14 protein-coding genes and 1 pseudogene are annotated in these 12594 nt (G+C 39.2%); 4 read left to right on the top strand and 11 right to left on the bottom strand.

The annotated features are described in order from the left end of the window. Positions 1-20 precede the first annotated feature (20 nt). From ANA7108_RS0115300 to ANA7108_RS0115290, 3 genes are all read left to right on the top strand, one after another. Positions 21-629, top strand: coding sequence for a hypothetical protein (locus ANA7108_RS0115300; RefSeq protein WP_016951675.1), 609 nt, complete (start codon positions 21-23; stop codon positions 627-629). 30 nt (positions 630-659) lie between these two features. After that, the gene (locus ANA7108_RS0115295) at positions 660-1172 is read left to right on the top strand and encodes a hypothetical protein (RefSeq protein WP_016951674.1); all 513 of its coding nucleotides are present in this window, start codon (positions 660-662) and stop codon (positions 1170-1172) included. 128 nt (positions 1173-1300) lie between these two features. Next, positions 1301-2989, top strand: coding sequence for a type IV secretion system DNA-binding domain-containing protein (locus ANA7108_RS0115290; protein ID WP_016951673.1), 1689 nt, complete (start codon positions 1301-1303; stop codon positions 2987-2989). 8 nt (positions 2990-2997) lie between these two features. On the opposite strand, the gene ANA7108_RS0115285 is transcribed toward ANA7108_RS0115290, so the two are convergent. From ANA7108_RS0115285 to ANA7108_RS0115240, 10 genes are all read right to left on the bottom strand, one after another. Continuing rightward, positions 2998-3192 (bottom strand): hypothetical protein, encoded by a 195-nt coding sequence (locus ANA7108_RS0115285; RefSeq protein WP_016951672.1) that lies wholly within the window; start codon positions 3190-3192, stop codon positions 2998-3000. After that, positions 3189-3455 (bottom strand): hypothetical protein, encoded by a 267-nt coding sequence (locus ANA7108_RS0115280; RefSeq protein WP_016951671.1) that lies wholly within the window; start codon positions 3453-3455, stop codon positions 3189-3191. The genes ANA7108_RS0115285 and ANA7108_RS0115280 overlap by 4 nt, the downstream gene beginning before the upstream one ends. 35 nt (positions 3456-3490) lie before the next feature. Beyond that, the gene (locus tag ANA7108_RS0115275; protein WP_016951670.1) at positions 3491-3976 is read right to left on the bottom strand and encodes a hypothetical protein; all 486 of its coding nucleotides are present in this window, start codon (positions 3974-3976) and stop codon (positions 3491-3493) included. Positions 3977-3985: 9 nt separating this feature from the next. Continuing rightward, positions 3986-4186: a hypothetical protein gene (locus tag ANA7108_RS0115270; RefSeq protein ID WP_016951669.1), complete on the bottom strand. Its 201-nt coding sequence runs from the start codon at positions 4184-4186 to the stop codon at positions 3986-3988. Between the two features lie 54 nt (positions 4187-4240). After that, complete coding sequence (locus ANA7108_RS0115265) at positions 4241-4597, bottom strand: hypothetical protein (RefSeq protein ID WP_016951668.1); 357 nt, start codon at positions 4595-4597, stop codon at positions 4241-4243. 103 nt (positions 4598-4700) lie between these two features. Continuing rightward, positions 4701-5534: a hypothetical protein gene (locus ANA7108_RS0115260; RefSeq protein ID WP_016951667.1), complete on the bottom strand. Its 834-nt coding sequence runs from the start codon at positions 5532-5534 to the stop codon at positions 4701-4703. Further along, positions 5534-7534 (bottom strand): hypothetical protein, encoded by a 2001-nt coding sequence (locus ANA7108_RS0115255; RefSeq protein WP_016951666.1) that lies wholly within the window; start codon positions 7532-7534, stop codon positions 5534-5536. Before ANA7108_RS0115255 ends, ANA7108_RS0115260 begins: the two co-directional genes overlap by 1 nt. A 1-nt stretch (position 7535) precedes the next feature. Then, positions 7536-8810, bottom strand: coding sequence for a hypothetical protein (locus ANA7108_RS0115250; RefSeq protein WP_016951665.1), 1275 nt, complete (start codon positions 8808-8810; stop codon positions 7536-7538). Between the two features lie 58 nt (positions 8811-8868). After that, positions 8869-9903 carry a hypothetical protein gene (locus ANA7108_RS0115245; protein WP_016951664.1) on the bottom strand — a complete coding sequence of 345 codons (1035 nt, stop codon included), beginning with the start codon at positions 9901-9903 and terminating at the stop codon, positions 8869-8871. 1 nt (position 9904) lies between these two features. Continuing rightward, the gene (locus ANA7108_RS0115240) at positions 9905-10234 is read right to left on the bottom strand and encodes a hypothetical protein (protein WP_016951663.1); all 330 of its coding nucleotides are present in this window, start codon (positions 10232-10234) and stop codon (positions 9905-9907) included. Between the two features lie 723 nt (positions 10235-10957). On the opposite strand from ANA7108_RS0115240, the pseudogene ANA7108_RS0115225 reads away from it, so the two are divergent. Further along, positions 10958-11458 (top strand): annotated as a pseudogene (locus ANA7108_RS0115225) (nitrogenase component 1); the annotation flags it as partial. A 511-nt stretch (positions 11459-11969) separates the two neighbouring features. Here the strand turns inward: ANA7108_RS0115225 and ANA7108_RS27430 are convergent. Beyond that, positions 11970-12593: a DJ-1/PfpI family protein gene (locus ANA7108_RS27430; protein WP_016951659.1), complete on the bottom strand. Its 624-nt coding sequence runs from the start codon at positions 12591-12593 to the stop codon at positions 11970-11972. Between the last annotated feature and the right edge of the window lies 1 nt (position 12594).

The raw sequence follows: 12594 nt of genomic DNA, 5'->3' as shown, positions 1-12594 counted from the left end.
CTTTAATGGAGTGATTAATCATGGACTTCAGAATAATTAATCCCACATTCGGCTATTCCGAACACATTGACCAAAAAGCCCGTGAGTGGGGAGGAGTTGAAGAGAATATTCTTGATTACCTGTGTGATGTCGCCAACCTTGAAAAGTTTGCTGACATGGCACACGATTCTGACCAGATAGCATCTTACATTGACCCTTTTCTATCCAACGCTGAAAAGTATTTTGATGCAATGGAAAAGATGAGTGACGGTCAAGTCAAATGGACAGAATTACGTAAAAAATTCAGTTCTAAAGTTGCTGATTCCCTAGCCAAAATTAGGAAATTAGATTCTGAATTTGGCGCTGGAATGGAACTAATTGACGCTCAAGATAGAAGTGATAGAACCAGACTGGAAGCTAAACGTAAAAATGCTCTAACTGAAATTGCTACTACCTTGCAGCATGACTTACAGGCTGAATTGTTTCGTCATCAGAACAAAATTGCTGATATTACCAGCCGCGAGAAGGTGCAATCCGAGCGACAGGCAATTCAGCAATCTGTTCGGGAGAAACGCCAATCACTAATGCAGAGAGTCAAACTTGGCAGTCGTGGTGGCAATCCCCCAGAAGAGAAAATCAACATTGGTTAGGTCAATTTTCACCAAATAGGAGCAAGGCTGATGTTAGTACGGAACTCGACTCCAACTAACACCAGCCCTTTTCATTTTAAAGGGCTGGATGACAACAAGCAACAATCTGTACCACAGCAATTGGTACAGGAAAATAATAGAGAGCGGACTTTTAGACGTGCTGGCAATGCCTGTGAAATTGCAGCTGGCACTGCTCTCAATTCCACAATAATTTTTACCTTTCACCTTTTACAGGTTCACCCAGCTGGTTTACTTTTGGCAGTTGGCACTTGTCACTTTTACTTTACCGCCACTGCCGTTGGTGAGAAATCTTTCTCAGTTGCAATGATTGGGTGTGCCGGTTCGCTCAGTTGTTTGTGCGCTTTAAGTGAACCCGTGGGGGAATGGTGGGAGGCTAGAACATCTATCAGTTCAGCATCTGAAGAGATTCAGCGAATTTACCAACCTCAGAAAGAGATGCCTGACTGGGTAGGAGGAATTGCGATTGCACTCCTATTGTTTGGGGTGAGAGTTATATTCTCCAAGATATTCATCAAAAAGTAATTGGTGGTGGATTGCCTGGTGGATTGCCTGGTGGATTGCCTGGTGGATTGCCTGGTGGATGAAACCCTTGATATACAAGGGTAGTGGTGGAACTGGTGGATTGACCCTATGTTTTACAGGTGTGGAAAATGAAATATATCAATGTATGGCATAAGCAATTATCCAAAGCTCAAACCTCAGCCCTGATGCTGAAAATTAACAGACACTCCTTTGATAAACGGATTTCAATAATTGCATCTGCTTTATTTATCGGAGTGGCATCATCGGCAATGGCTTGGAGTGGAACAAGTTCAGCCCGAATTTACTTTTGCATCAAATCTCCGGCTGGTAAAGTTTGCGCCGATAAAAATAACAGGCCATTCAGGATGACTCCTTACCACTGGGAACAGTGGGGACTTGACGGTCGCTCGAAGTATGTGATTAAGAAACGGGTAGAACTGCCCAGTAACCCAGCTAAACCATTTCAGTCAGCTGTAGGATTTATCAGTTTCGCCGTGGCGGGCTGGATGTTCAGGCAGTTTCAGCATGAGCAAAATCAAAAAGCCAAGTGGGATGCCCTGATTCAGAAAAGGGATGAGGCTATCAGCGAACTAACTACCCAAATTGAACTGATGGAAGTTTACCGAGATGTCGAATTGACCGCGAACGACAATGCTGTGGTTATTCAACAAGCTGAACTATTAGCTGAAGTGGAAGTGAAACTTACTCAGATGGAAGCTTCAGAATTAATTTTTGAAGCAGAAACCGCTGGCATGAGTGAGGAGCAGCGTATCGCCTACATTGAATTTATCCGTAACCAGCAAACACCTTATCTGTCAGGGAATCAAACTTTGGGTAAAACAATTGACCCCAAGGATAAAGTTGAGGGCAACGAAACCAAGTCATTGGAAACTGATTGGTTCACTCATGCGGTTGACTACTTTTGCGTTCTGATTTGGGGTGGACAGGGGGGAGGGAAAACCACGGCGGCCAGTCACATCGTACATTCCCGAAAAACCCGTGGTGACAGGGTGGTAGTTTTAGATCCTCATGCTGAGAAGGGTCAATGGAAAGGATTAGAGGTTATTGGTGCGGGAATGAATTATAAAGCCATAGATGAATTTATGGGCTGGTATTTTGAGGAATGCAAACGCCGCTATCAAATATTAAGAGAGCATGGTAAAGCCGCAGTAGAAAAGCTGGGAAGAATTTGTTTGGTAGCTGAAGAGTTAACTAATTACGCCAAACGCTGTAAAAACTCAGGTGATTTTATTCAGGCGTGTTTATCTGACAACCGCAAAATATTTTTCAACTGCTTATTCATCTCTCACGGTCGAACACTGGCGTTAATGGGAGATGCTAAAGGCACTTCAAAAACTCGTGATGATTCGTTTTTAGAATTACATTGTGTTGCTCCAACTGGTGGCAGCAGTAGAAATTGGTCAGTGAAATATCCCGGCGGGGAGTTTTTACCAGTGACCGTACCAGAGTGGAAGACAATTTTTGATTTTGATGGAAGGAAGGAAGCAACCCCGCTGACTTTAGAAAAGTTGGAGGAAATTTGGGAACTGGAGTGCGATCGCGACTCTGAAACGTTTGAAACGGCTCCTGAAACGATGAAACAACCTGAAATCAATCCTTCTGAAGACATTGACCAGCGTTTCACACGTTTCAAAATGACCCAAACTGAAGCTATTCATGAAATTCATCGGCTGAAACTTGAAATGAAATTCAACCAGACAGAAATCATCAAATTCCTTTGGGGGGAAGCACCTGGAGGTAAAGAAGCCTATAAAAAAGCCGTTTCAGAATACAAGTGGCTGCTAGGAGAAACCTAATCTCTAATTTACAGATATTTAACAACCTCTTTCATCATGCTGATTCTCTCAGCATGATTTTTTTTGAGGATAGAAGCAACAATATCAATCCCTAAAACTCTAATATGTTTTTCGTCTGCTTCGTGTCTTAAGTAAAATTCAAGACCAGAACATAATTCCACAATGGCTAAAGCTTGATCATAAGAGTAAAGATTATTAATCATTTTTCCTCAACATTTAGTTTAAATTTTATTTCTTGAACATCGTCTTTTATTGCATCTAATTTTCTATCTATGTCTTGAAATTCATTTGCAAGTGAGCTTGACTGTTGAATTAAGGCATTTTTTATGTGTCCAAATTCTCTTTCCGCTGCATATTTTTTAACTTCATTTTTTTTATCCTGTTCATTCCACCAGAAGATACTGGAACCAATTGCTAATAAGGTTCCTATCATTCCCATGAGCAGTCCTAATAGTTCGATAGCCATATTTTTATTAATTTAATAGATATTTTTTTTACAGATTAGTTTCCTAATTTAGATTTTACGTAATTATAAAATTGTTGAATTTGAGTTGATACTCCCTGCACTTGAGTTGATACTCCCTGCACTTGAGTTAATACTCCTTCAATTTGACTTGAAAGCCCAAGCAAATCTTCTTGAATATTCGTATCTATAGAAAATTCATCATTCAAGAAAGATTCGTATAAAGTAACAGTAATAGATTTAATGGGAGGTCTAGGACGCACTTCTAGAGTGCATCCTACAAGCTCCTCCTTTGGTAAAGTGAGCATTTTCGCACCTTCCCAAAGTGGATACCATGTACCATCAAATCTCCCCCCGGGTGTATTCATGAATGGGATAAGCCAAGCCACTTGCTCCCATTCACGCCCCGGAACTTCGCAGGATACCGCTATCCTGCGATTAGTCCAATTGTGGATAAAAAGTATTGTGGGCTTGGGCGAAACAAATAAATCATCAAATTTTTTCTGTCCAACTTTTGCCCACATATCAATTACCTACACTAATACAATCGTTACGTTGGCTTCACGATATTCAACATCAAAACTCAAATCTTGAGTTTGCACGGAACCTTGGAGAAAACGTGCGTCTTCTATAGTTCCTTGCACATCGGATAAATCAATGTTCGATTGAAAAAGTGACCCGTCCCAGTACCCCGTAATCGCGCCCGCTTCGACTTTAACCACAACGTATTCCATTGATTATTTCCTTTTAAACTAAATCAAACCTATTTTGTGAATTTCAAAAAATAATCAAATAGTAAACTTAGCTCGTCGTGGCGCTCTCACCTTGGATATTTGCCCTCCGCCGTAAGTCTTACCTATAAGGTCTTCCGCCACGGTATCAGCTTTATCTGGAGACACCAAAATAGTAGTACTTTGATTTTTCTTGTTTTTTTGATACGTGATGACAAAGGGAACCATGCCTTTGTCCACAGCGTCCGATCTGTTCTCGGCCACAATAGTCCGACCGGCAGGCGGCACTCCATCATCATCTAAAGTCCACCCAATCTCGGTGGCGATGCCGCCGATTATATTGGGTAATGATTTCAGATAAATACTCTTAGTAGTACCAATATCTATTCGGTACTTCGATTTTTTAGTAACCATGATGCTCTAATCCTTTACTATCATGCATTCTGGCATAGGAAAAGAGCTTCAAATGCAAAGGAAATATATTATATGTCCGCGTTTTGGTTCTCGGTCGGAACCGTTACCCATACTTCTTGATGATTGCGTCAGGGAACCGTCCGGTAGTGTCCACGAGCGGGACAGGAAACTCCCTGTTATCAACAATCATGTAAGCGTATCTAAATCGCACTTTCGCACTTGGTCGCCACCGCTTCTTGGCGACGGACTTACCATAAACCATCTCCTTGCCTACGGGTTTTGTAATAGATGCTCTTTGAGGTTTGTCACTCGTTCCCACGAATTCAGAAGAATATGGAAGCAAAAGAACTTTACAAACTTTTTTGATAATATCAATTCCTTCTGATTGAGAAAGTGCAAAAATTTTCAAAGTTTTGATACCATTTTTCACATCAACATAACTAATTACCTGCTTTCCTTTGGAAAAGGTAATACCTTTATTTGCCTCTACAAATTCTTCCGCAATTCTTGTAGCGAAGGGAAGTGCTTTTGCAGGGGTCATAGATTCTTTAGTGTATCCCATGATTCTGAAGGAAATCTGAGCCTCCACCGGGCGTAACCCATCAGGAATGGAAGCTTTATCCTGTGAGAAATATAAAAATATTTGTGGATGAAGTTCATAAGCTTCTTGGAATTGTTGACTTGGAACTCCAAAAACTGGTGCTAATCCGCGAAATCCGTACCCTAGAATAATATAAAAATAGAATAAACGTAGTAACGTAATTGTGGCAGTATCCTCATCTTTTATCGTACAAGCAGTACGAATTGCCCCTCTGGTAGATGCTATCTCTGGTTCCCAATTAGGACCTAAATCTTTAAAATATCTAGCTAAAATCTTGGCATGATCACGGCGAATCATGTCTTGCAAATGTTCCCACGCGTCCTTGGGTAATGTCATTAGTCGTCAGCCTCCAGCTTATCAATTGGATCTTCTATATCTAAACCTTTTGATTCGTCCTTGTCGGCGGTTCTCTTCTCCTTTTCCTGCTTCGCCTCAGGAACCTCTTTCCCTTGGGCTGCACCTTCATTTTGTTCCCAGCTGTCTGCAAGATTTTTCGCCGATTCCTCCAAATCCTCCTTTGCTGATTTAACGTTTAATGGTTGCTGCGAGACATTCTCTACCATTGAAGCTGTCTCTTCCAAACTATTTAATTTCGTAAGCAGAGGATTTGAAAAGTTTGGCGTGGGATTGAACCAACCATAGGCATTCTCAAAAACCTCACCTGCATTTCTTAACGCGTTCCCTATTTTTGAAGTTTGACCAGAGATTACTTGCAGTGCATATAAAGTTGTGTCTGCCATGTCTAGGAGGGAAGAGAATAGATTCCCAGCTGCTTGATAAATGCGATTATATTTAGCCCATTCCTTTTTGATGTTGGTGTAATTGTCCTCTCCAACAATAGCTTTTATGGTATTTTCTACTGTTGAATTAATAGCACTGGTAACATCAAATGCTGCTCCTGAATCATCTTTTAGCCCAATTGTATCAAGAGCATTTTGTATTACTTGCATTAAGGTAGTGCTTATGTTAGAGCTTAATTGCAATGCATTATGTACAGTTCCTGCAAATATTAGAAGATTAAGCAATCTATCCAATTGCAGCCATTTAAAGCCGCTCAACAGTTTTAGATAACTCACCTGAACAGCAGACTGCACACTTGCTGTTAAGGATAAATTAGTTGATGTGGTAATGTCTATTTTCTTTAATAGTCCAAGGTCTAACGGAGGGTTGTTTACGTTAGTTACATTGGTGTAGTTATTGTTTGTGTAATTATTGATTATTGTCACGCCTTTACCTACTGCTAATTTTAGCCCTGCTATAACTGCATTTATCGCATTTATCGCCAAGAAAATAGCTGCTACTTGAATTCCAAATGTAGCGATTTGAGCAAGTATTTCTGGAATCTTGTCAATGAGTGGCTTGATTTTTTGAAGCTCTTGAAGAACATTGGATTTTATCTTATTAATTTCACCGGTAAAGTCACTTTTTAGCTTGTTTAAGGAAACAGCTAAATCAGTTTTTATGCCTTCAAGAGACTTGTTGAAATCAATAGCTAATTTCTCAAGAGACTTGTTTAAATCAAAACTTAATTTCTTAATAGTTTTATTCAAATCCAAAAATTGTTTTTGGATTAAGGTATTTATACTCTTTATCTGAGAGTTTATTGCTGCGATAAATTGATCAAGCTGAGACTTGATTGATTTAACTAAAGCTTCAAGATTTATTATTCTATCTTGCAGTCTCAATAAAGCATTGTTAGTAGCATTTGTTAAGAAGGCGATTTCAGATTTAATGAAAGCCTCCAGGCGCTTGAAAGCATCCAGCGCGGACTTCTCTATAAATTTAATATATTCTAATGCAGAATCAGCCTTAGTTGAAGCTTTATCCGCTTTCCCTTCTGCCTTTACTGCTAAAGTAGCGGCTGCTCTAGCATCATCCTTAGCCTCTTGTATTCTGGCAAGTATTCCACTTAAATCGAACTTGCCATTCTTAAGGAATAATCCCATCCCAAGTTCGAGTAGCTTGGATAAAAGTACGCTACCAATAACAGATAAAATAATAGTTTGAACCAGCGCTGGTAATCCAGCCAATAGCCCTGTTACAAGCTTTTGAATAGCACCAATAGCACCCCATAGAGCTTTATGTTCAGCAGCATTTACTTGCTTTTCTGAATCAAATTTAAACTCTAATATTTGTATTCTTCTGTTTTGTGCTTCAGACTTCTTGTTGATGTCTACAATTTGCCTTTTTATTTCATCTATTTGACGCTGGAGCATTGCATTTGGATTCCCCTTATCGTACTCAGGCTGCCATCCAAATCGCTTTTGTAAATTGTCTATACCTTGATTAAATCTGGCGGGAATATTGCTAAATGAAGAATTTCCAGGGACACCCATGCTAAAACCTAAGTAATAATTTTAGTATTTTACTAACGAAGAATCCAATTACATTGGCAACTATATCTAGTCGCGCTATTGAATTAAAAATTTCTTTTCCTGCCCCATCTAATTGATTAATATATTTTTCTAAAGCCGATATATCCTGCGTATTTTGTTTATCTTTGGCTAGGAGATACTGAATCAAAGCATTCTGGTTATTACAACACATATCGTCAGGTGGTGGTTCGGGTGGTTTCTTGGGCTTCGGCGGTGGAGGAGGTGGAACTATTTCGCCTTTGGGTAATTCCTTGATAATTATTCTGGGTTTATTGATTTGTTGATCAACTCTGCCAGCAAAATAGTTAATTCCATCTATCAAATCCAGCGTGTTGCCGTATACTTTGTACGGTTTGTTTATGTCAGGGTTCGACAGCAGATCGGAGTAACTTCTTAAGCTGACAGAGAAGGCTTGGATAGAGTCAATGTTACCTTCGCTAGGAGTCTCGAATTGATACTCAGACCCATCATAAGCAATACCAGGCGTGCTATTAGCTGAGAAAGATAATATTTCATCTTTTCTGATATTGCGAACATTGGCATTGAAGTAAGTTCTGCAAACACCTGAATAGCTAGTACTGGCAGGGCTGATGTTGGGGTAATTTTTACTATCGGGATAGCGTCGATAGTCAGTCGTAAAGCTCCTGCTCTCCTCCCATACCGCAACGTGAGTTGCGTAGATATCCCTGTAATTAGGAAATACGATCAGCTCTCTGCCTATTAATATTTCATCTGGTGCAGTCTCCTCCAGTGAAGTTATTTTTGTAGATTTGGTTTCATCCGAACTAAATTGAAAGCCTTCAGGAAATTCGCCAAGATACCCCTCAATAGCTTTGCCTGAAGTCGTAGACCTAATCGATTCAGTCATTGTTATCACAATGTACTTGTGATAAGGATTGGGTGGTGGAGGTGGAAAAGGCAATGGTTCATCGTCTAATGGTTCCGGCGGTGGTGGAGGTGGTGGGTTGCAGCCTAATGATGGATTGTGATACAGGATTTGATAGGACGGCAAATTGATATAAGCTAAAAATCCGGTAGCCTGTAATCCAATATTGCAGCCGTCGGAAATTGGTTCAAAGTCAATGCCTATAGGTGGATTAATTTCAATTCCTTTCTTACTGACTTCTAGGATAGGTTTGAACGGGTCGCTATAGTTTGGTTTTTGTGGAATATCGGGCGTAGCATACCAATTTCCACCTATTGGCACTAGCCCTTTTTGTGGTTGTGCAAATCCCATTGTTTTAAAGATTTATTTATCAACAGACAAAGTTATCAACCTTATCTGTTGGTTGTAATTATGGCACTAGAGTAATACTAAAACTAAGATTAATATCGACACCATTGCTAGTACTACTATTAGGATAAAATTCCCAGTTAGGATCGGAATAAATGAGCTTGCCACCTCTGTTTTCATTGGTAAGTTTTATGGACTCTATGTCTAAACTGTAGCCTCCTCCCTCATCTAGTCTTAATAGATTTTTCCCGTTAAGATCAACAGGAATATTGTATCCGTTACCCCCCGCTAAGAAGATTATTTCTACTTCCCAGCCGCGTGCTGGGTTGGCAGGTAAAGTTATAGTAAAGTCTCCGTTCTCGGTGAAACAAGCAATTCGTTCACCGTTAGATGTGATTGTGTAATCCGAGGTCTTAATTGATAAAGGCATAAAATCATCATCTCCTGTATTGTTATTTTCATCGCTACCACTATCACCGCCACCTGTATCACCGTTGCCACCTCCAGTTCCATCTGGCACGGTTATATTTAATTGTAATTCACTAATAGCAGTTGCTATTGATTGCAAAGAAGTAGAAATATTGTTAAAAGCAACGGTCAGATTCTCTTCTTTTTCAATCCAAATATGACGGATGAATTCACCAATAATAACAATTGAATCATCAGCAGTAAGATAGCCATATCCAACGTCAGTAATACTTGCATAAATAATTTCATCGTAGAAGCTGAAATCTCTTAATTCAATATTTGAATAAGGGTATGGCTTAGGGGTTAGTAACGACAAAACATCTACAAGAGTATTATCAATCCAAGTATTAAGGTGCATCCTTGGTGAAAGCCATTGTAAATTTAATAAAATCAATGACTTTTCACTATCAGAAGCAGTTACTGGTATTTCAGGGTATGGAACCTCTTCTAATGATTGAATGTAATTGATTGCTGTTAATTTTATCAAGTCTCTTCTTTCATCGATTATCGTATAACCTTCCTTAGAGTAAGGGATAATATCTGGTGATATTTTTACTTTATTACCGTAGCTGGAAGGCAGTAGACTGACTACTATATTGGAGCTTAAAACAATTTCTTGAATCGTCATATTAGTAATTATCAGGGTCAAGTGTAGAGCCGGAATCTACTTGTGCAAGATTGGTCACTATTTGGTCTACACGATACTGAATACTTGTTTCACCCCTGGGGATGAAATTCGAGAACCCATCTTCTATGTAGATGCTTTTTTCCACGTCCGCGTCAAATGCGGCTTTGGTTAGTTTCCCATTATTTTCTATTAGAATCGCGGCTAAAAGTGCGGAGCCGGAATTTGTAGCCGATGCTTCCAAGGTAGGGAAATCCGCTTTTTGAATTGTCCAGGAAGTAGCTGTTTGGGTAGCACCTTGTCCAAATACTTCGGCTAGTGTCGATTTCGGCATAGGTTATATAGTTAAGTTCTTTTATTGCTATATAGCAATACTACGATATTAGTGATTGAGTGGCAATAAAAATGCAAAAGGGGAGGAGTATTTTCACTCATCCCCATTCAGGAATTTAATAAATTATTCAAAAGATGGCTAAGGCATTGCTTGCTATATCAGCTTTTATTGAGGGGATAATCTCTTGTTTTAGTCAAGATTTAGTCAAAGCTAATATTTTAAAGTGCTGTAAGTTAGTGGGTGAGGAGGGAATCGAACCCGCAACCAATTGATTAAGAGACATACTAACACTACTTTTATAGCATAAATTTCCAGCAAGAAATCTTGCTGGAATAAAAAATTAAGATTTATTAATTAAATCTTTGGTGGCTTCGGGCTTTTCCATCTACTAAAAATGCTTTCCAATTATAGGTAGGAATTTCTGCCAAACTTGTGATCGCTTGAGATGTTGTCATAAAATAAAACCAGCAATATATAGCTACATATTAATATAATAAACATACCGTACATCACGTATATTTACTTATTTGTATTTTTTGTAGCCTGTTGATACAAATATAATAATATTTAGAGAAGATTAAGCCACGACGCATTGAATGAATCCCTTGTAAAAAAGGCGGTTTTGGAGAGAGTGAAAGCCAGATTTAAGCCAGATTTAAGATATGAATTTTTCGGGAAGTCAGAACCCTTGCTGTACAAGGGGTTTATCAACTAGTAATTTATATTCCCTGGTTAGAATATAACTTCTTCGGACCTACCAAGATTGCAGCTTCCTTACGTGAAATTGCTTCCAAGTTTGACGCGAAGATCCAAGCAAATGCTGAGAAAGTAATTGCTAAGTACCAACCCACAATGGATGCGATTGTTTCTAAGTATCGCCCCCGTTTGGAAGGTAAGACTGTTGCAATGATGGTTGGTGGTCTACGTCCCCGTCACGTTGTTCCTGCTTTCCAAGATTTAGGAATGAAGATGATTGGTACAGGTTATGAGTTCGCTCATAATGACGACTATAAACGTACTACCAACTACATCGAAAACGGAACTATCGTTTATGACGACGTTACCGCTTACGAATTTGAAGAATTCATCAAAGCATTGAAGCCAGATTTAGTTGCTTCTGGTGTGAAAGAGAAGTATGTCTTCCAAAAGATGGGCTTACCTTTCCGTCAAATGCACTCTTGGGATTACTCCGAACTTGGTAATGTTGGTGGAAAGGTGTGTTAATTTAAGGTTTTTTGGGAGGTTTTTTGGTTGGGGAATTATGAGAGTTTAATTTTTAGACTAAATGTAATTTATTATGTTCTATAATAACATTGTTTGTGGATAACTCCAAGTAGTAAAAGTCTGGTTATGTCTGATTTTGAGATAGTTGTGAATTTTTGAAGTTTGGTGATTTGGTTATGTAGGATAACTTTTGGTGGGTTGTTTTTTTAGCCTAAATAGTAGGGTGTGTTAGACAAATAACTTAGTAAAAAAAGATAAATTAAAAATCTGACGTACCCTACCAACGAATTTAAATTTATATTATTCATGTCCAATATTTTCAGGAATATTTAAAGATTCATTTGCACCCCAATCTTGTCGTCGTCAAGGACGTTCTGTCATTGAGTTTTTTGATTCCTACGGAGCGCTTCGCTATCAAGCCATTAAAGCTATGGTTAATCCTAATGTGCAGAGTCCGGATTTAATCCCTCAAATTTAGACCTGAATCCTTACACATTCAACACTTCTGCCACTAGATAGCTATCTTCTCAATTTGCTCTATGATGTGATCGATAAATAGCATTACTTCTTCTTTAGAGTATCCAGTAACTATATCCTTGTCTACAACAACACCATCTTCATTAGTACACAATACAGCACCCGTATTGATCACATCTGCTAAAACAACCTGGTGACAAATAACTGAACGCCCCTTTAATAGTTCTGGATATGGTGTCAAAATCCACAATCCTTGACAAAGAAACCCTTTGACAATCTGCGGATTCATCATTGAGCGCGCAAAAAATTCGCAAGCTGGCGCTTTCCGAGCCAGGGTAGGAGTCATCTGGCTAATGGGCATCTTATCAACATAGCGAAGTCTCACACTGGCATAGCTAGATGCCATAATTAAAGCCGCATAGTCTTCTGGATTTTCGCGCCGAAAATCAATCCTAACTGTTAATGCTTGAGGACGATTTTCCGGTTCCAGAGAATTGCTATAGTAAGCTTGTACACCTTGTGGATTCCAGATGCGAGACATAAAGCAAACTTCCGCACCCTGTTCGGTAAAGCGATCGCGGTAAGCTTCTATTTCATCGGCTAGAAATTCACTTTCCACAACAATCCCAATTTTTTTACCCAAAAGCCTCTGCTTCATT

Source organism: Anabaena sp. PCC 7108, assembly GCF_000332135.1.
Classification (GTDB): Bacteria; Cyanobacteriota; Cyanobacteriia; order Cyanobacteriales; family Nostocaceae; genus Anabaena.
Note: the sequence above shows the minus strand (reverse complement) of the source record. Positions and strands in the feature narration are given on the sequence as shown.